General features: G+C 77.6%; 2 protein-coding genes. Both read left to right on the top strand.

The window, feature by feature from the left end:
• Positions 1-66: 66 nt before the first annotated feature.
• Positions 67-18,801 carry an SDR family NAD(P)-dependent oxidoreductase gene (locus ACIQGZ_RS28175; protein WP_402607183.1) on the top strand — a complete coding sequence of 6,245 codons (18,735 nt, stop codon included), beginning with the start codon at positions 67-69 and terminating at the stop codon, positions 18,799-18,801.
• A 61-nt stretch (positions 18,802-18,862) separates the two neighbouring features.
• A partial coding sequence (locus tag ACIQGZ_RS28170) for a type I polyketide synthase (RefSeq protein WP_402607181.1) occupies positions 18,863-20,782 on the top strand: 1,920 nt, incomplete at its 3' end.

Raw genomic sequence — 20,782 nt, 5'->3', positions numbered from 1 at the left:
CGCTAGGGCCGCTGGGGAGGGTGGTGCTCACCGGGTCGTCCTCGACGAGGGAGTACGTCACAGACCATGCGTAACGACCACTCCGCACCTATCGCCGTCATCGGACTCGCCTGCCGCCTCCCCAAGGCACCCGACCCGGCCGCGTTCTGGCGGCTCCTCACCCGGGGTGAGGACGCCGTCGGGCCGGCGCCCGGGGACCGGGGGCAGGCGGGGGCGCCGGCCCGGGGGGCGTTCCTCGCCGAGGTCGACCGCTTCGACGCCGCCTTCTTCGGGATCTCCCCGCGCGAGGCGGCGGCGATGGACCCGCAGCAGCGGCTGCTGCTGGAGCTGGGCTGGGAGGCGCTGGAGGAGGCGGGCATCGTCCCCGGGGTGCTCGCCGGCAGCCGTACCTCGGTCTTCGCAAGCGCCATCTGGGACGACTACGCGGCGCTGCACCACCGCCGGGGCGTGCCGGGCCGGCACGCGGTCACCGGGCTGCACCGGGGCATCCTCGCCAACCGGCTCTCCTATGTGCTGGGCCTCACCGGCCCGAGCCTGACCGTCGACGCGGCGCAGTCGTCCTCGCTGGTCGCCGTCCACCTCGCCTGCGAGAGCCTGCGGCACGGCGAATCCGACCTGGCCGTGGTGGGCGGCGTCAATCTGATCCTCGCCCCCGGCAGCAGCGCGGACAGCACGGCGTTCGGGGCGCTCTCCCCCGACGGCCGCTGCTTCACCTTCGACGCGCGGGCCAACGGGTACGTACGCGGGGAGGGCGGGGTCGCCGTCGTCCTCAAGCCGCTGGACCGGGCCCGCGCCGACGGCGACCGCGTCCACTGCGTGATCCTGGGCAGCGCCGTCAACAACGACGGCGCCTCCGCCGGGCTGACGGTCCCCGACCGGGCCGCGCAGGAGGCGGTGGTCCGCGAAGCCCACGCCCGTGCGGGCACGGCGGCGGACGCGGTCCAGTACGTCGAGCTGCACGGCACCGGGACGCCGGTCGGCGACCCCGTCGAGGCGGCGGCCCTGGGCGCGGCCCTCGGCGCGGGGCGTCCTGCCGGTTCGCCGCTGCTGGTGGGCTCGGCCAAGACGAACGTGGGCCATCTGGAGGGCGCGGCGGGGCTGGTGGGGCTGCTGAAGGCCGCGCTGTCGGTGGCCCACCGCCGGATTCCGGCGAGCCTGCACTTCGAGCGGCCCAATCCGGCGATCCCGCTGGCGGAACTGGGTCTGCGGGTGCGTACCGAGGAGGGCCCCTGGCCCCGGGAGGACCTGCCGCTGGTGGCGGGGGTGAGCTCCTTCGGCATGGGCGGCACCAACTGCCATGTGGTGGTGGCGGAACCGGCCTTCCCGGAGCCGGCGGCGCCCGACGCCGCCGCCGGGCCGGAGAGCGGCGGGCGCGGGTCCGCGCCGCTGCCCTGGGTGGTGTCGGCGCGGGACGGCCGGGCGCTGCGCGGGCAGGCCGCCCGGCTGCGGGACCGGCTCGGCGGCGCTCCCGCCGTCCGGCCGCTCGACACGGCGTACTCGCTGGCCGCGACCCGGACGCTGTTCGACGAACGCGCCGTGGTGGTGGCGGACGACGCCGCCGGGCTGCTGCGCGGCATCGAGGCGCTGGCCGCCGGGGTGGACGACCCGGCGGTCGTCCGGGGCACGGCGTCCGGTCCGGGGCGTACGGCGTTCCTGTTCACCGGGCAGGGCAGCCAGCGCGCCGGGGCCGGACGCGGACTCCACGCGGCCTTCCCGGAGTTCGCCGCGGCCTTCGACGAGGTGTGCGCGGCGCTCGACCCGCACCTCGACCGGCCGCTGCGCGAGGTGGCCTTCGCCGCGGAGGGCAGCCCCGAAGCCGCCCTGCTGGAGGAGACCCGCTACACCCAGCCCGCGCTGTTCGCCCTGGAGACGGCCCTCTTCCGGCTCGTCGGGCAGCTGGGGCTGCGGCCCGACCGCCTCGCGGGCCACTCCATCGGCGAGCTGACGGCCGCGCATGTGTCGGGGGTGCTCTCGCTGGACGACGCGGCGCTGCTCGTCGCGGCGCGCGGCCGGCTGATGCAGGCGGTCCCGGCCGGTGGCGCCATGGCGGCGGTCGAGGCCACCGAGGACGAGGTGCTGCCGCTGCTCACCGCCCGGGTCGCGGTGGCGGCGGTCAACGGACCGCGCGCCGTGGTGGTCTCCGGCGACGAGGCGGAGGTGCTGCGGGTCGTGGAGGTGTTCGCCGCCCGGGGGCGCCGCACGCGCAGGCTGGCCGTCGGCCACGCCTTCCACTCCCCGCACATGGATGCGGTGCTGGACGAGTTCCACCGGATCGCCACCGGCGTGGAGTTCCGTACGCCCCGCATCCCGCTGGTCTCCAATGTGACCGGCGGCTTCGCCACCGCCGCCGAACTGGCCTCGCCCGCGTACTGGACCCGGCACATCCGGGAGGCGGTCCGCTTCCACGACGGCCTGCGCACCCTGCGCGAGGACGGCGTCTCGGTCTTCCTGGAGCTGGGGCCCGACGCGGTGCTCACCTCCCTGGCCCGCGCGTCGCTGGCGGCCGGGCCCGACGCCCCGGCGGCCGAAGCTCCCGCCCTGCTGGCCGGGGTGCGGCGCGACCGGCCCGAACCGCTGACCCTGCTGACCGCCCTGGCCGGGGCGCAGGTGCGCGGCGCCCGGGTGGACTGGGCGCCCGCGCTCGCCGGGCGGGGCGGCGGCGCGGTGCCGCTGCCGACGTACGCGTTCCAGCGCGAACGGCACTGGCTGGACGACGCCCCGGCGGACCCGGAGCCCGTCCCGGCCGCCGGGGCGCCGGTCCGCAGGGCGCCGGCCCTGGAGGCGCCGGGACCGGTGGCCGCGCCGCCGCAGCGGTCGCACACCGGCGGTCTGCTGGACCTGGTGCGTACGCAGACGGCGATCGTGCTGGGGCATGTCACCGCGGACGCCGTGGACGCCCGGCACGCCTTCAAGGATCTCGGCTTCGACTCGCTGGCCGGGCTGGAACTGCGGGACCGCCTCCAGACGGCGACGGGGCTGACCCTGCCGGCGGCCCTGGTCTACAACCACCCGACGCCCGAGTCCGTCGTACGCCTGCTGCACGAGCGGCTGTCCGGCCAGGACGGCGGCCCGGACCCGGCTGGCGCGGACGCGGGTGCGAGGGGTGCGGCCGAGGAGCCGATCGCCATCGTCGGCATGGCCTGCCGCTACCCGGGCGGGGTGGCCTCGCCCGAGGACCTGTGGGACCTGGTGGCGAGCGGCACGGACGCCATCGGCCCGTTCCCGGCGGACCGGGGATGGGACCTGGCGGGCCTGTACGACCCCGATCCCGACCACCCCGGGACGGCGTACGTCCGCGAGGGCGGGTTCCTCGACGGCGCGGGCGACTTCGACGCCGCGCACTTCGGGATCAGCCCCCGCGAGGCGGCGGCCATGGACCCGCAGCAGCGGCTGCTGCTCACCACCGCCTGGGAGGCGTTCGAGCGCGCGGGGATCGCGCCCGACCGGCTGCGCGGCACCGCGTCCGGGGTCTTCATCGGCGCGACGGCGCAGGACTACGGCCCCCGGCTGCACGAGCCCGCCGAGGGCCTGGGCGGCTATCTGCTCACCGGCAGCACCACGAGCGTCGCCTCCGGCCGCCTCGCCTACACCTTCGGCCTGGAGGGCCCGGCCGTCACCGTCGACACGGCCTGCTCGTCGTCCCTGGTGGCGCTGCACCTCGCCGCCCAGGCGCTGCGGCAGGGCGAATGCGACCTGGCGTTGGCGGGCGGCGTGACCGTGATGCCGACGCCGGGGATGTTCCTGGAGTTCAGCCGGCAGCGCGGGCTGGCGCCCGACGGCCGCTGCAAGCCCTTCGCCACGGCCGCGGACGGGACGGCCTGGGCGGAGGGGGTCGGCCTGCTGCTGGTCGAGCGGCTGTCCGACGCCCGCCGCAACGGCCATCGGGTGCTCGCGCTGGTCCGGGGCTCCGCGATCAACCAGGACGGCGCCAGCAACGGTCTCACCGCCCCCAGCGGCCCCGCGCAGGAGCGGGTGATCCGGCAGGCGCTGGCCGGCGCCGGGCTCTCCCCCGCCGACGTGGACGCGGTGGAGGCCCATGGGACGGGTACGAAGCTGGGCGACCCGATCGAGGCGCAGGCCGTCATCGCCACCTACGGGCAGGACCGCCCGGCCGGGCAGCCGCTGCTGCTGGGCTCGCTGAAGTCCAACATCGGGCACACCCAGGCGGCGGCCGGGGTCGGCGGCGTCATCAAGCTGGTCCAGGCGATGCGGCACGGCGTCCTGCCGCGCACCCTGCACATCGATGAGCCGTCCCCGCATGTCGACTGGGAGGCCGGCGCGGTCGAACTGCTGACCGGTGACACGGTCTGGCCGGACCGCGCGGACCGGCCGCGCCGCGCCGCCGTCTCGTCGTTCGGCATCAGCGGCACCAACGCGCATGTGGTCCTGGAGGAGTCCCCCGACCACCGTCGGCCGGCCGGGCCGGCCCCGGCCCGGCCGGCCGACGGGAGCGTGGACGGCCCCGTGCTGTGGCCGGTGTCCGCGAGCAGCCCCGAGGCGCTGCGGGAACAGGCCGAACGGCTGCACGCGTACGTCCTGGCCCACCCCGACCTCCACCCGGCCGCCGTGGCACGGGCGCTGACCGGCGGACGGGCGGCACTGGACCACCGCGCGGTGGTGCTCGGCGGCGACCGGGCGGCCGCGCTGCGGGCCCTGGCCGCGCTCTCCCGGGGCGCCGACGATCCGGCGCTGGTCCGGGGGACGGCGTCCGGGACGGCCCGTACGGCCTTCCTCTTCACCGGGCAGGGCAGCCAGCGCGCCGGGATGGGGCGCGGGCTGTACCACGTCCATGCCGTCTTCGCCGCTGCGCTGGACGAGGTGTGCGCGGCGTTCGACGGCCACCTGGACCGGCCGCTGCGGGACCTGGTGCTGGCCGGGGCGGGCTCGCCCGAAGCGGCCCTGCTCGACGAGACCCGCTACACCCAGCCGGCGCTCTTCGCCGTCGAGATCGCGCTGTTCCGGCTGCTGCGCCACCACGGCGTGGAGCCCGACCACCTGGCGGGGCACTCGATCGGTGAGCTGGCGGCCGCCCACGCGGCGGGGGTCCTCTCGCTGGAGGACGCCGCCGCGCTGGTCGCCGCGCGCGGCCGGCTGATGCAGGCCGCGCGGCCCGGCGGCGCGATGATCGCCGTGGAGGCCACCGAGGAGGAGGTGCTGCCGCTCCTCGACGCGCGCGTCAGCCTGGCGGCGGTCAACGGCCCCACCTCCGTGGTCCTCGCCGGCGACCCGGCGGCGGTGCGGGCGGCGGCCGGCGGCTTCGCCGCCCGGGGGCGCCGGACCCGCGAACTGACCGTCAGCCACGCCTTCCACTCCGCCGACATGGACCCGGTGCTGGACGAGTTCCGCGCGATCGCGGCGGGCCTCACCTTCCACCGGCCCCGCATCCCCGTCCACACCGGGGGCGACCCCACCTCGCCGGACCACTGGGCCCGCCAAATCCGGGACACCGTCCGCTTCCACGACACCGTCCAGGCCCTGGACGGCCACGGGGTGACCACCTACCTGGAGCTGGGCCCGCAGGCGGTCCTCGCCGCGCTCGTCCCCGGGGCCGTACCGCTGCTGCGCGCGGACGCGGACGAGGCGGCCACCTTCGCCACGGCCCTGGCCACCACCTACGCGCGGGGCGTCGCCTTCGACCCGGCCGCCACGCTCCCGCCGACCGCCGACCCGGCCGCCGCCGACCTGCCCACCTATCCCTTCCGGCGCGACCGCCACTGGCTGCCGCCCACCCGCGCCCAGGCCGACCCGGAGGGGCTCGGCCTCGCCTCGGGCGGCCATCCGCTGCTCGGCGCGGCGGTGGAACTGGCCGAAGACGGCGGCCTGCTGCTCACCGGCCAACTCTCCCTCGACACCCACCCCTGGCTCGCGGACCACGAGATCCTGGGCCGCCCGCTGCTGCCGGGCACCGCCTTCGTGGACCTCGCGCTCGCCGCGGGCGACCGCACCGGCACACCCCGGCTGGCGGAGCTGACCCTGCACGCCCCGCTCGTCCTGCCGGCGACCGGCTCGGCGCAGCTGCAACTCGCCGTCGGAGCACCGGACGCCGCCGGGCACCGCCCGCTGACCGTGCACGCCCGGCCGGCGGCCGGGAGCGAGTGGACCCGGCACGCGACCGGCCTGCTCTCCCCGGCCACGGCGGCGCCCGGCGAGCCGGGCGCCTGGCCGCCGCCCGGTGGTACGCCGCTCGACCCGCAGACGCTCTATGCCCACCTGGCCGACCTGGGGTACGGCTACGGGCGGGCGTTCCGTGGCGTCAGCGCGGCCTGGCGCCTGGACGGCGAGCTGTACGCCGAGCTGTCCCTGCCCGAGGAGCTGGCGGAGGACGCCCGGACGTATCCGCTGCACCCGGCCCTGCTGGACGCGGCGCTGCATCCGCTGGTGGCCCGCGCGGCGGAGGGCGCGGCCGGGCTGCCGCTGCCGTTCAGCTGGTCGGGGGTGGAACTGCACGCGGCCGGGGCGACCTCGCTGCGCGTGCACTGGTCGTCCGGTGGCGCGCTGACGGCCACCGACCCGGCCGGGCGGCCGGTCCTGACCGCCGACTCGCTCGCCCTGCTGCCGGTCGACCCCCGGGAGCTGGCGGCGGCGGGGAGCCGGTCGGCCGGTTCGCACCGGATCGGCTGGACGCCCGCTGCTCCCGAGGCCACCGCCGCCACCGGCGCCCGCGTCGTCCTGGTGGAGCGGCTTTCGGACCTGGCCGCCGACGGCACCGCCGATGAGGCCGCTGTCCCCGATGTCGTCGCCGTACCGGTGCCCCGAGGGCGCGCGGCGGTGGTGCACACGCTGCGGCTGGTCCGGGAGTGGCTGGCCGACAGCCGGTACGGCGCGTCCCGGCTGCTGTTCCTCACCCGTGGGGCACTCGCCGCCGTCGCGGGCGACACCGTCACCGATCCCTGGGCGGGGGCGGTCTGGGGGCTGGTCCGCTCGGCGCGCGCGGAGCACCCGGACCGCTTCGCCCTGGCCGACGTGGACGCGGACGTGGACCTCGCTGCGGGCCAAGGCCCGGCCGCGCTCGCGGGCGCGTCCGCCGCCGAACCCGAACTCGCCCTGCGGGCAGGTGCCCTGCTGGTGCCCCGGCTGGCACCGGCGCCGCCCGCCGCGCCGCGCACCGCCCCGGACTACACCGACCGCACCGTCCTGGTCACCGGAGCCACCGGCGGGCTCGGCCGGCTCGTCGTACGGCACCTCGTCGCCCGGCACGGCGTCCGCCATCTGCTGCTGCTGAGCCGGTCCGGCGACAGCGCCCCCGGCGCGGCCGCCCTCGCCCGGGAACTCGGCGCGGCCGGCGCCGAGGTGCGGTTCGCCGCCTGCGACGCGGCCGACCGCGAGGCGCTCGGCCGGGCCCTGGCCGCCGTGCCCGCAGCGCGGCCGCTGGGGGCGGTGTTCCATCTGGCGGGCGTGCTCGACGACGGCACGGTGGAGAGCCTCACCGAGGAGCGGCTCGACGCCGTCCTGCGGCCCAAGGCCGACGCCGCGCTGCATCTGCACGAGCTGACCCGGGGCGCCGACCTGGCCGCCTTCGTACTCTTCTCCTCGGTCACCGGGGTGACCGGAAACGCCGGGCAGGCCAACTACGCCGCCGCCAACGCCTGCCTGGACGCGCTGGCCCAGCACCGCCACGGGCTCGGGCTGCCCGCCACCTCCCTCGCCTGGGGCCTGTGGACCCAGGCCGACGGCATGGGCGGCGGGCTGGGGCCGGCGGAGCTGGCCCGCTGGTCGCGCTCCGGGCTGGCGCCGCTCACCCCGGACGAGGGGCTGGCGCTGCTGGACGCCGCCCTCGCGGACCCGGCCCCGGCGCTGGTGCCGGTACGGATCGACCCGGCCGCGCTCCGGGCGCGGGCGGCGGACGGGCCGCTGCCGCCGGCGCTGCGCGGCCTGGCGGGTACCGCGCGGCGCCGGGCGGCGGCACCGACCGCGCCCGGCCGGGACACCGGCTCCTGGGCGGCGCGCACCGCCGCCCTGCCGGTGGCCGAACGGGCCCGCGCGGCGGCCGAGCTGGTGCGGACGACCGTGGCCACCGTGCTGGGCCACGCCGATCCCGCGACCCTCGACGGCTCCCGGGCGTTCCGCGACCTCGGCTTCGACTCGCTCACCGGCGTCGAACTGCGCAACCGCCTGGGTACGGTCACCGGCCTCCGGCTGCCGACCACCGCCGTGTTCGACCACCCGTCCCCGCAGGCGCTCGCCTCGTACCTGCTGACCCTGCTGCCCGGCGCCGCCCCGGACGGCGCGGCGACGGCGGGCACCCCGGTCCGGCGCGCGGCCGTGGACGACGACCCGATCGTGATCGTCGGCATGGCCTGCCGCTACCCCGGCGGGGTCGACTCGCCCGACGCCCTGTGGCGGCTCGTCGCCTCGGGCACCGACGCCGTGGGCGACTTCCCCACCGACCGTGGCTGGGACCTCGCGGGCCTCTACGACCCCGATCCGGAGCGGCCGGGCACCTCCTACGCCCGGGAGGGCGGCTTCCTCTACGACGCGGGCCGGTTCGACGCCGACTTCTTCGGGATCGGCCCCCGGGAGGCGGTGGCCGCCGACCCCCAGCAGCGGCTGCTGCTGGAGACGGCCTGGGAGACCTTCGAGCAGGCGGGGATCGACCCGCACCGGGTGCGCGGCAGCCGCACCGGGGTCTTCACCGGGGTGATGTACAACGACTACGGGTCGCGGCTGTCCCGGGCCCCGGAGGAGCTGGAGGGCTACCTCCTGACGGGCAACACCTCCAGTGTGGTGTCGGGCCGGGTCGCGTACACCTTCGGGCTGGAGGGCCCGGCGGTGACCGTCGACACGGCGTGCTCGTCGTCGCTGGTCGCGCTGCACCTGGCCGCCCAGGCGCTGCGCCAGGGCGAATGCGATCTCGCGCTGGCCGGCGGGGTGACGGTGATGTCCCGGCCGGACACCTTCGTCGAGTTCAGCCGGCAGCGCGGACTCTCCCCCGACGGGCGGTGCAAGTCGTTCGCGGCGGCGGCCGACGGCACCGGCTGGTCGGAGGGGGTGGGGCTGCTGCTGGTGGCCCGGCTGTCGGACGCCCGGCGCGAGGGGTACCGGATTCTCGCGGTCGTCCGGGGCTCGGCGGTCAACCAGGACGGCGCCAGCAACGGCCTGACCGCCCCCAACGGCCCGGCCCAGGAGCGGGTCATCCGCCAGGCGCTGGCGAGCGCCGGGCTGCGGCCCTCGGACGTGGACGCGGTGGAGGCCCACGGCACGGGCACCCGGCTGGGCGACCCCATCGAGGCGCAGGCCCTGCTGGCGACGTACGGGCAGGAGCGCACCGGTGACCAGCCGCTGCACCTGGGCTCGCTGAAGTCCAACATCGGTCATGCCCAGGCGGCGGCCGGGGTGGGCGGCATCATCAAGATGGTCCAGGCGATGCGGCACGGGCTGCTCCCCCGCACCCTGCACGTCGACGAGCCGTCCCCGCACGTCGACTGGGAGACCGGCGCCGTACGGCTGCTGCTGGCCGAGACCGCCTGGCCGGAGCAGGACCGGCCGCGCCGGTCGGCCGTCTCGTCCTTCGGCATCAGCGGCACCAACGCCCACGTCATCCTGGAGCAGGCCCCGCCGAGCGCCCCCGCCGACCCCGCCACGGCGGAGGCCGCGCCCGACCGGCCGGTGATCTGGCCGCTGTCCGCGCACAGCCCGCAAGCGCTGCGCGCCCAGGCCCAGCGGCTCGCCGCCGCCGTCCGGGAGGGCTCCGGCGCACCGGCCGCCGTCGCGCACACCCTGACCGCCGGCCGCGCCGCACTGGAGCACCGCGCCGCAGTGCTGGTCACCGACCCGGCCGACGCCCTGGGCGCGCTGGACGCGCTGGCCGCCGGCGCCGACCATCCGGCGCTGCTCCGGGGCACGGCGTCCGGTCCGGGGCGTACGGCGTTCCTGTTCACCGGGCAGGGCAGCCAGCGGGCCGGGATGGGCCGTGGACTGTACGCGGCGCACCCGGAGTTCGCGGCGGCCTTCGACGAGGTGTGCGCGGCGCTCGACCCGTATCTCGACCGGCCGCTGCGCGAGGTGGTCTTCGCCGCGGAGGGCAGCCCCGAAGCCGCGCTGCTGGCCGAGACCCGCTACACCCAGCCCGCGCTGTTCGCGGTCGAGACCGCGCTCTTCCGGCTGCTGCGGCACCACGGCGTCACCCCCGACTACGTGGCCGGGCACTCCATCGGTGAACTCGCCGCCGCGCACGCGGCCGGGGTGCTCTCCCTGGCGGACGCGGCACTGCTGGTCACCTCCCGGGCGCGGCTGATGGGCGCGGCCCGGCCCGGCGGCGTGATGATCGCCGTCGAGGCCGCGGAGGCCGACGTCCTGCCGCTGCTCACCGACGGCGTCAGCCTCGCGGCCGTCAACGGGCCCTCGTCCGTCGTCCTCGCGGGGGACGCCGGGCCGACCGGCGCCCTCGCCGACCGGTTCGCCGCGCGGGGCAGCCGCATCCGCCGGCTGACCGTCAGCCATGCCTTCCACTCGTCCCACATGGATGCGGTGCTGGACGAGTTCCGCCGGATCGCCGGCCCGCTGGACTTCCGCGCGCCGCGCATCCCGGTGGTCACGACCGGTGACGTCACCTCGCCCGAGCACTGGACCCGGGCGATCCGGGAGACGGTCCGCTTCCACGACGCCGTGCTGACGCTGACGGCCGAGGGGGTCACCACCTGGCTGGAGATCGGTCCGGACGCGGTCCTCGCCGCGCTGGCTCCCGGCGCGGTGCCCGTGCTGCGGGCGCGGCAGGACGAGGAGCGGACGTACCTCACCGCCCTGGCGGCCGCCCACACCCAGGGCGCCCCCGTCGACCTGCTCGCCGTACTGCGTGGCCGCCGGGACCGGGCCGACGGCGAGCACCGGGCCGATCTGCCGACCTACGCCTTCCAGCGGACCCGGTACTGGCTGGACGCCGCGGCGGGCGGCTCCGGCGGGGCGCTGCTGGGCACGCCGGTCGAGCTGGCCGAGCACGGCGGGCTGCTCTTCGCGGGCGCGGTCGGCACCGGCCCGCTGCCCTGGCTCGCGGACCACACCATGGGCGCGGCGCCGCTCGTACCGGGCGCCCTCTTCGTCGAACTGGCCCTGCGGGCGGGCGAGCGGGCCGGGAGCCCGGTGGTGGACGAACTGACCCTGGAGGCCCCGCTCGTCCTGCCGGCGGACGCCACCGTGCCGCTCCAGCTCACCGTGGGGGCGCCCGATCCCGACGGGCGGCGGCCCTTCGCCGTCCACGCCCGGCCGGCGACCGGCTCGCCCTGGGCCCGGTACGCCGCCGGGTGGCTGGCCCCGGAGCGGGCCGGCGCGCCGGTGCCGGACGCGGTGTGGCCGCCGGCGGGGGCGGTGCGCACCGATGCCGAGGACGTCTACCGCCGGCTGGCCGCGCTGGGTTACGGGTACGGGCCTGCCTTCCGCAATCTGCGCGCGGCGTGGCAGCGGGGCGACACCCTCTTCGCGGACGTGGCCCTCTCCGAGGAGCTGCGGCCCAGCGCACGCGACTTCACGGTGCACCCGGCGCTGCTCGACTCGGCGCTGCATCTGCTTCCGCTGCGCGCTGCGGACGGCGCGCTGCGCCTCCCGTTCTCCTGGGCGGGGGTCCGGCTGCACGCCACCGGCGCCGACACGCTGCGGCTCCGGCTGGAACCGGTGGCCGGGGCGACCGGTGGCGAAGTGTCGCTGATCCTCACCGATCCGGCGGGCGGCCTCGTCGCCTCCGTCGAGTCGGTGGCGCTGCGGCCCGTCCCGGCCGAGGCGCTGGTCGCGGCCCCGGCCGTCGGCGGCGAGCCGCTGTACGGGGTGGAGTGGACCCCGGTGGCGGCCACCGACGCCGGGGCCGGCGAGGACGGCGGGGCGACCGAGCTGGTCCGGATCGACGCTTCTGCCACGGCCGCCGAGGCGGCCCACCGGGCCCTGGCGCTGGTGCAGGACTGGCTCGCGCGGGAGCGTTCCGCCGGGGCCCGGCTGGCCGTCGTCACCCGCGAGGCCCTGGCGGCGACGGCGGGCGACCCGGTGGCGGGCCTGACCGCCGCCGGTGTCTGGGGACTGCTGCGGACGGCGCAGTCCGAGCACCCCGGTGCCTTCGTACTGCTGGACACCGACGACAGCGAAGCGTCGTCCGCCGCGCTGGCAGCCGCGCTCGCCACCGGGGAGCCGCAGCTGGCCCTGCGGCAGGGGCGGGTGCTGGTGCCACGGCTCACACCGCGACCGGCGGTGGCGCCGACCGGCGCCGACCGGTTCGACGGCGCCGGGACGGTGCTGCTGACCGGCGCCACCGGAGCGCTCGGCGCGCTGATCGCGGAGCGGCTGGTCACCCGCCACGGGGTACGCCGCCTGCTGCTGACCAGCCGCAGCGGTCCCGCCGCGCCGGGCGCGGACGCCCTGCTGGCCCGGCTGCGGGCGCTCGGCGCGGACGCCGTCCTCACCGCCTGCGACACGGCGGACCGGGCCGCCCTCACCCGGCTGCTCACCGCGATCCCCGAGGCCCACCCGCTCACCGGGGTCTTCCACGCGGCGGGCGTGCTGGACGACGGTGTGCTCGCCGATCTGACGCCGGAGCGGCTGGACACGGTGCTCCGCCCCAAGGCCGACGCGGCCCTGCTGCTGCACGAGCTCACCCTTGAACTCGGCCTGGAACCGGCCGCCTTCGTCCTCTTCTCGTCCGTCACCGGACTCACCGGCACCGCCGGGCAGGGCAACTACGCGGCCGCCAACGCCTCTCTGGACGCCCTGGCGCAGTACCGGCACGCCCGCGGGCTGCCCGCCACCTCCCTCGCCTGGGGGCTGTGGGCGCAGCCGGACGGCATGGGGGCCCGGCTGCGGCCGGCCGACCTGGCCCGGCTCGCGCGGTCCGGCATCGCCCCGCTGCCCTCGGACAGCGCCCTGGCCCTGTTCGACGCGGCGCTCGGCTGCGACGATCCGCTGCTGGTGGCGTCGCGCTTCACCACCGAGGCGCTGGGCGCGCCGGGCACCACCGTGCCCGCGCCGCTGCGCTCCCTGGTCCGCAGTGCGCCGCGCCGGGCCGCGCTCGCCGCCCCGGCGGCCGGTTCGGCGCCGGACGGCGGGCTGGCCGCGCGGCTGGCCGAGCTGCCGCCGGACCAGGCCGCGCGGGAACTGCTGGACCTGGTCCGGGGCGCGGCGGCGACCGTGCTCGGCCACAGCGACCCGGGCGCCGTCCCGGACGGCCGGGCCTTCACCGACCTCGGCTTCGACTCGCTCGCCGCCGTCGACCTGCGCAACCGCCTCGGCGCGGCCACCGGGCTGCGGCTGCCGACCACCCTGGTCTTCGACCACCCGACGCCCGTCGCGCTGGCCGCCCGGCTGCGTACCGAACTGCTGGGCGCCGTGGCGGACCGGCCGGCCGCCGGGCCCCGCGCGGTGGCGGCCGTCGACGGCGATCCGATCGCCGTGGTGGCGATGGCCTGCCGGTTCCCCGGCGGGGTGGCCTCGCCGGAGGAGCTGTGGGAGCTGGTCGTGTCCGGCACCGACGCCGTGTCCGGCTTCCCCGCCGACCGGGGCTGGGACCTGGCGGCCCTGTACGACCCGAGCGCGTCCCGCCCCGGGACGTCGTACACCCGGGAGGGCGGCTTCCTGCACGGCGCCGCCGAGTTCGACCCGGAGTTCTTCGGGATGAGCCCCCGGGAGGCGCTCACCACCGACCCGCAGCAGCGGCTGCTGCTGGAGACGGCCTGGGAGGCGTTCGAACGCGCGGGCATCGACCCGGCGGCCCTGCGCGGCTCGCGCACCGGTGTCTTCGCCGGGGTGATGTACAACGACTACGGCGCCCGGCTCCACCAGGGCGCCCACCCGCCCGGCGAGGTCGAGGGCTATCTCGTCAGCGGCAGCGCCGGCAGTGTGGCCTCGGGCCGGATCGCGTACACCTTCGGGCTGGAGGGCCCGGCGGTGACCGTCGACACGGCGTGCTCGTCGTCGCTGGTCGCGCTGCACCTGGCGGCGCAGGCGCTGCGGCAGGGCGAATGCGATCTGGCGCTCGCGGGCGGGGTGACGGTGATGGCGAGCCCGGCGACGTTCGTCGAGTTCAGCCGGCAGCGCGGGCTCTCCCCCGACGGCCGCTGCAAGCCGTTCGCGGCGGCCGCCGACGGGACGGGCTGGAGCGAGGGCGCGGGGCTGCTGCTGGTGGAACGGCTCTCCGACGCCCGCCGCAACGGGCACGAGGTGCTGGCGCTGCTGCGCGGCTCGGCGGTCAACCAGGACGGTGCCAGCAACGGGCTGACCGCCCCGAGCGGCCCGTCCCAGCAGCGCGTCATCCGGCAGGCGCTGGAGCAGGCGGGGCTGACGGCCGCCGAGGTGGACGCCGTGGAGGCGCACGGCACCGGTACCAGGCTGGGCGACCCGATCGAGGCGCAGGCGCTGCTGGCCGTCTACGGCCAGGACCGGCCCGCCGACCGGCCGCTGCTGCTGGGCTCGGTGAAGTCCAACATCGGGCACACCCAGGCCGCCGCCGGCGCCGCCGGTGTGATCAAGACGGTGCTGGCCATGCGGCACGGGCTGCTGCCCAGGAGCCTGCACATCGACGAGCCGACCCCGCATGTCGACTGGTCGGCGGGGGGCGTGGCGCTGCTCACCGAGGAGACGCCCTGGCCCGACCGGCCGGGGCCCCGCCGGGCGGCCGTGTCGTCCTTCGGCATCAGCGGCACCAACGCCCACGTCATCCTGGAGCGGCCCGAGCCCGAGCCCGAGCCCGAGCCGGAGCCCGCGCCCGCCTCGCCGCCGGACGCCCCGGACACGCCGTGGCTGCTCTCCGGGCACACGGCGGAAGCGCTGCGGGCCCGCGCGGGGCGGATCGCGGACTTCCTGGAGCGGCACCCGGCGGCGGCCCTGGCCGACGCCACCCGGACGCTGGCCACCCGCAGCGCCTTCGAACACCGCGCGTCCTTCGTCGCCGCCGACCGGGCGCAGGCCCTGGCCGCGCTCGCCGCGCTGGCCACCGGCGGCGCCGGGGAGGTGCGCCGCAGCGGGATCGCGCACTCCGGTGCGGCCGTACCGGCGGCGCTGCGTACGGCGTTCCTCTTCACCGGCCAGGGCAGCCAGCGCGCCGGAGCGGGCCGGGCACTCCACGCGACGTACGGGGTGTTCGCAGCCGCGTTCGACGAGGTGTGCGCGGCCCTCGACCCGCACCTCGACCGGCCGCTGCGTGACATCGCCTTCGCCGAGGAGGGGTCTGCGGCGGCGGCGCTGCTGGACCGCACCGGCTACACCCAGCCCGCGCTCTTCGCGCTGGAGACCGCCCTCTTCCGGCTGCTGGAGCACTTCGGGGTGCGCCCGGACGCCGTGCTGGGCCACTCCGTGGGCGCCGTGGCGGCCGCCCACGCGGCCGGGGTGCTCTCGCTGGCCGACGCCGCCGCCCTGGTGACGGCGCGCGGACGCCTGATGCAGGACCTGCCGCCCGGCGGCGCCATGCTCGCCGTCGCAGTGGACGAGCGGGCGGCGGCGGAGCTGCTGACCGGGCTGGGCGACCGGGTGTCCCTCGCGGCGCTCAACGGCCCCCGGGCCGCGGTGCTGTCCGGCGCGGCGGACGCGGTGGACGAGGTGGAGCGGCGGGCCCGGGAGTCGGGGGCCAGGACGCGGCGGCTGTCGGTCAGCCACGCCTTCCACTCGCCGCTGATGGACCCCATGCTGGCGCGGTTCCGCGCGGTGGTGGCGGGGCTGACGTTCCGTACGCCGGACATCCCGGTCATCTCCGACCTCACCGGCCGCGTGGCCGGGCCCGACGAGCTGGCCGCGCCGGAGTACTGGACCTCGCACGCCCGCAACACCGTCCGGTTCGCCGACGGTGTCCTGGCGCTGCGGGACAGCGGGATCGGCGCCTACCTGGAGCTGGGTCCGGACGCCGTGCTCAGCACGGCGGCGGCCGACTCGCTGCCGGACGGCGCGGTGCTGCTGCCGCTGCTCCGGCGGGACCGCCCGGAGGTCCGCTCACTGCCGGAGGCCCTCGGCGCGCTGCACACGGCCGGCGGCGCCGTCGACTGGCACACGTACACGGCGGGCCTCGGCGGCCGGCGGGCGGACCTGCCGACGTACCCCTTCCAGCGGGAGCGGTACTGGCTGGACGTCCCGGCGCGCCCCGCCGACGGCGCGGATACCGGCGCGGGGACGCACCACCCGCTGCTCGGCGCGGCCGTGGAGCTGGCCGGGGGCGGCGGCACGCTGCACACCGCCCGGCTCTCGCTGCGCTCGCACCCCTGGCTGGCCGGGCACTGCGTGCTCGGGGCGGTGGTCCTGCCCGGCACCGCGCTGCTCGAAGCCGCCCTGCACGCGGGCCGGCAGGCCGGCTCCCCGGTGGTGGAGGAGCTGACGCTGAGCGCGCCGGTGCTCATCCCCGACGAGGGGTCCGTACAGCTCCAGCTCGCGGTCGGCGCCGAGGGCCCGGACGGGCGCCGGACGGTCGCGGTGCACGGGCGGGCGGACGACGACGGCGCGGCGGGACCGTGGACGCTGCACGCCGCCGGGACGCTGGCGGCGGACCCGCCCGGGGCGCCGCAGGCCGCGGCGGGTCCCTGGCCGCCCGCCGGTGGCGTCCCCGTCGGGCTGGAGCGGGCGTACCAGGACCTGGCGGGGCTCGGTTACGGGTACGGTCCGCTCTTCCAGGGGCTGCGGGCCGCCTGGCGGCACGGGGACGGCAGCTGGTCCGCCGAGGTCGCGCTGCCCGCCTCGCCGGGCGCGGACGGCTCCGGTTTCGCCCTGCATCCGGCCCTGCTGGATTCCGCGCTGCACCCGCTGGCCCTGGCGGCGGGGGCGGACGGCTCGGGCGGGCTGCCGGTGCCGTTCTCCTGGACCGGGGTGCGGCTGCTCACGACCGGCGCGCGCTCCCTGCGGGTCCGGCTGACGCCGGGCGGCCCGAGCGGCACCGGGCTGCTGCTGACGGACGAGGCCGGGGCGCCGGTGTTCGCCGTGGACCGGCTGACCGTGCGGGACGCGGACCCGGCCCTGCTGGTCGCGGCCCGGCGGACGGCGAACGGGCTGTACCGGGTGGACTGGGTGGAGCCGGAGCGGCCCGACGCGTCCGCCGCTCCGACGGAGCGGACCCCGGCCCCGGTCTCCTCCGCCGAGGCGGCGCGGGCCGCCGACGCCGACGGCGCCTTCACCGGCGACGCCCTGCTGACCGCCGAGGAGCCCGCCTCGCCGCACGGGACGCTGCGTACGCTGCTCGGCTGGCTGGCGGACGAACGCCTGGCCGGGTCCCGGCTGGTGATCACCACCAGGCGGGCCACGGCCGTCCGCGCGGGCGAGCCCGTGCCCGGCCTCGGCCAGGCCGCGCTGTGGGGGCTGACGCGCACGGCGCAGACCGAGCACCCCGGCCGGTTCGTCCTGGTCGACACCGACGGGGAGGAGGCATCGCGGCAAGCCCTGGGCGCGGCGCTCGCCACCGGGGAACCGCAACTGGCGCTGCGGGCGGGCCGCGTGCTGGTCCCCCGGCTCGTCCGCGCCGCCGTCCCGGCGGAGCCGGCCGCAGCGCCGCAGGCCCTGGCGCGCGGCACCGTGCTGGTGACCGGCGCCACCGGGGCACTCGGCAGGCTGATCAGCGAACGGCTCGTCACCCACCACGGCGCGCGGCGGCTGCTGCTGACCAGCCGTCGGGGCCCCGAGGCACCGGGCGCGGCGGAACTCCTCGCCCGGCTGCGCGAGCTGGGCGCGGAGGCCACCCTCGCCGCCTGCGACACCGCCGACGCCCGCGCGCTGTCCGAGCTGCTGGCCGGCCTGCCGCCGGCGCACCCGCTCAGCGCGGTGGTGCACGCGGCGGGGGTGACCGCCGACGCGACCCTGGAGGCGCTTACGGAGGAGTCGTTCGCGCGGGTGCTGCGGCCGAAGGCCGAAGCGGCCCGGCTGCTGCACGAGCTGACCAAGGACCTGGAGCTGGACGCCTTCGTCCTCTTCTCCTCCGTCGCGGGGGTCATCGGCAACGCCGGCCAGGCCAACTACGCCGCCGCGAACGCCGAGTTGGACGCGCTGGCCCAGCACCGGCAGGCTCTGGGGCTGCCCGCGACCTCGCTCGCCTGGGGGCTGTGGGAGCAGGACGGCGGCCTGGGCGGCGGGCTGAGCGCTGCGGATCTGGCCAGGATCGCCCGTACCGGTATCGCCCCGCTCACCGCCGACGAGGGCCTTGCCCTCTTCGACGCGGCGCTGGCCTCCGGCCTGGCCACGGCGGTGCCCGCCCGGCTGGACACCTCGGCGCTGCGGCGGCTCGGTGACCCCGACCGGGTCCCGCCGCTGCTGCGGGGCCTGGTGCCGCCGTCCGTGGCCGCGCGTCCGGCGCGGGACGCGGCGCGGCAGGACCGGGGCGCGGCGGCCGACGGCACTCCCGCGTGGGTGCGCAAGCTCTCCGAGGCCGCCGAGGCGGAGCGGCCGCGGATCGCCCTCGACCTGGTACGGGCGACGATCGCCGAGGTGCTGGGGCATCCGCCGAACCGCCCGGTGCCGACCGACCGGGGCCTGCTCGACCTCGGTTTCGACTCGCTGACCGCCGTCGAGCTGCGCAACCGGCTCGGCGCGGAGACCGGGCTGCGGCTGCCGACCACCCTGCTCTTCGACCAGCCGACGGCCGCCGCCCTGGCCGCGCACCTCCACGGCGAGCTGGCGAGGCTGCTGCCGGGCGAGGCGGCGTCGGCACTGTCCCGGCTCGACGAACTGGCCGCGATCGTCGACGGCGCCGCGCTCGACGCCCAGGCGCGCGAGCAGGTCGCCGCCCGGCTGGCGTCCGTGCTCGCCCGGCTCGCCCCCACGGGGGCGGCCACGGGCGACGACGCCCCGGCCGCCGCGGCGCGGTTGGACGAGGTCACCGACGAGGAGCTGTTCGAGCTGATCGACGGACAGCTGGACGACAACTGATCCCAGCGGCCCGACCGCCCGCGTCCCCCATCACCCTGCACATGAGGAGAGTTGACGTCGCATGACGAACGAGGCCCGGCTCCGCGACTACCTCAAGCGCGTGACCAACGACCTGCTCCAGACCCGGCAGCGGCTGACCGAGGTCGAGGCCGAACGGCACGAACCGATCGCGATCGTCGGTATGGCGTGCCGCTACCCCGGCGGGGTGCGCTCCCCCGAGGAGCTGTGGCGCGTCGTCGCCTCGGGCACCGACGCGATCTCCCCGTTCCCGGAGAACCGGGGCTGGGACACGGCCGGGCTCTACGACCCGGACCCGGAGCGGACCGGCAGGAGCTACACCCGCGAGGGCGGCTTCCTGCACGACGCCGACCGGTTCGACGCCGCGCTGTTCGGCATCAGTCCACGGGAGGCCACTGCCATCGATCCGCAGCAGCGGCTGCTGCTGGAGAGCGCCTGGGAGGTGTTCGAACGGGCCGGGATCGACCCGGGCACCCTGCGGGGGTCGCGTACGGGTGTGTTCGCCGGGGTGATGTACGGGGACTACGGCGGCCGGATCCGCCGGGCGCCGGACGGCCTCGAAGGGTACATCGGCACCGGCAGCGCGGGCTCGGTGGCCTCGGGCCGGCTGTCGTACACCTTCGGCCTCGAAGGTCCGGCCGTCACCGTCGACACGGCGTGCTCGTCGTCGCTGGTGGCGCTGCACCTCGCGGTGCAGTCACTGCGCCGGGGCGAGTGCGACCTGGCGTTGGCGGGCGGGGCGACGGTGATCGCGACACCGGGCCTGTTCGTGGAGTTCAGCCGGCAGCGCGGGCTCTCCCCGGACGGCCGCTGCAAGGCGTTCGCCGCCTCGGCGGACGGCACCGGCTGGGGCGAGGGCGTCGGGCTGCTGCTGGTGGAGCGGCTGTCCGACGCGCGGCGCAACGGACACCCCGTCCTCGCGGTCGTCCGGGGCACGGCGGTCAACCAGGACGGTACGAGCGGGCAGTTGTCGGCGCCCAACGGCCCCGCGCAGCAGCGGGTCATCCGCCAGGCGCTGGACGACGCCGGGCTCTCCCCCGCCGAGGTGGACGCGGTCGAGGCGCACGGGACGGGTACGAAGCTGGGCGACCCGATCGAGGCGCAGGCACTGCTGGCCACCTACGGGCAGGACCGCCCGGCCGAACAGCCGCTCTGGCTGGGCTCGCTGAAGTCCAACATCGGGCACACCCAGGCGGCGGCCGGGGTCGGCGGCATCATCAAGATGGTCCAGGCGATGCGGCACGGCGTCCTGCCGCGCACCCTGCACGTGGACGAACCGTCGCCGCACGTCGACTGGGAGGCGGGCGCGGTCCGGCTGCTCACCGAGGAGATCCGGTGGCCGGAGCACGACCGGCCGCGCCGGTCGGCGGTGTCGTCCTTCGGCATCAGCGGTACCAACGCGCATGTCGTCCTGGAGCAGGACGTGGCGACCGTGGCCGCCGACGCGGTTGCGGTCGAGCAGGCGGGTCCGGCGACGGAGGCGGGTCCGGCCGGGGAGGAAGCGGTCGAGGACGCGGGGCGGGCGGGCACCACGCCGTGGCTGCTGTCCGCGCAGAGCCCGGAGGCGCTGCGGGAGCAGGCCGGGCGGCTGCGGGCGTACGCCGAGGAGCGGCCGGAGCTGGACCGGGACGCCGTGGCGAGGGTGCTGGCCGGGGGCCGTGCCACGCTCGAACACCGCGCCGTGGTGGTGGCCGAGGAGCGCGAAACGCTGCTGGCGGCGCTTGACGCGCTGGAGCGGGACGAACCGTCGCCCGATGTGGTGCGGGGTGTCGCGACCGATCAGGGCCGGACGGTGTTCGTGTTCCCGGGTCAGGGCTCGCAGTGGGAGGGCATGGCCCGCGACCTCCTCGCCACCTCACCCGTCTTCGCCGAACACCTCACCGCCACCGCCGACGCCATCCAGACCCACACCGGCTGGAACCTCATCGACATCCTCCAAGGCACCCCCGGCACACCCCCCACC

The sequence above is a fragment of the Streptomyces sp. NPDC092296 genome (assembly GCF_044755465.1).
Classification (GTDB): domain Bacteria; phylum Actinomycetota; class Actinomycetes; order Streptomycetales; family Streptomycetaceae; genus Peterkaempfera.
The sequence above is the reverse complement of the archived record's forward strand: the minus strand, read 5'-3'. Positions and strand labels throughout refer to the sequence as shown.

What these genes read in the sequence shown, in the direction of transcription:
- ACIQGZ_RS28175 (WP_402607183.1), top strand. Translation starts at nt 67, where the DNA reads ATGCGTAACGACCACTCCGCACCTATCGCCGTCATCGGACTCGCCTGC.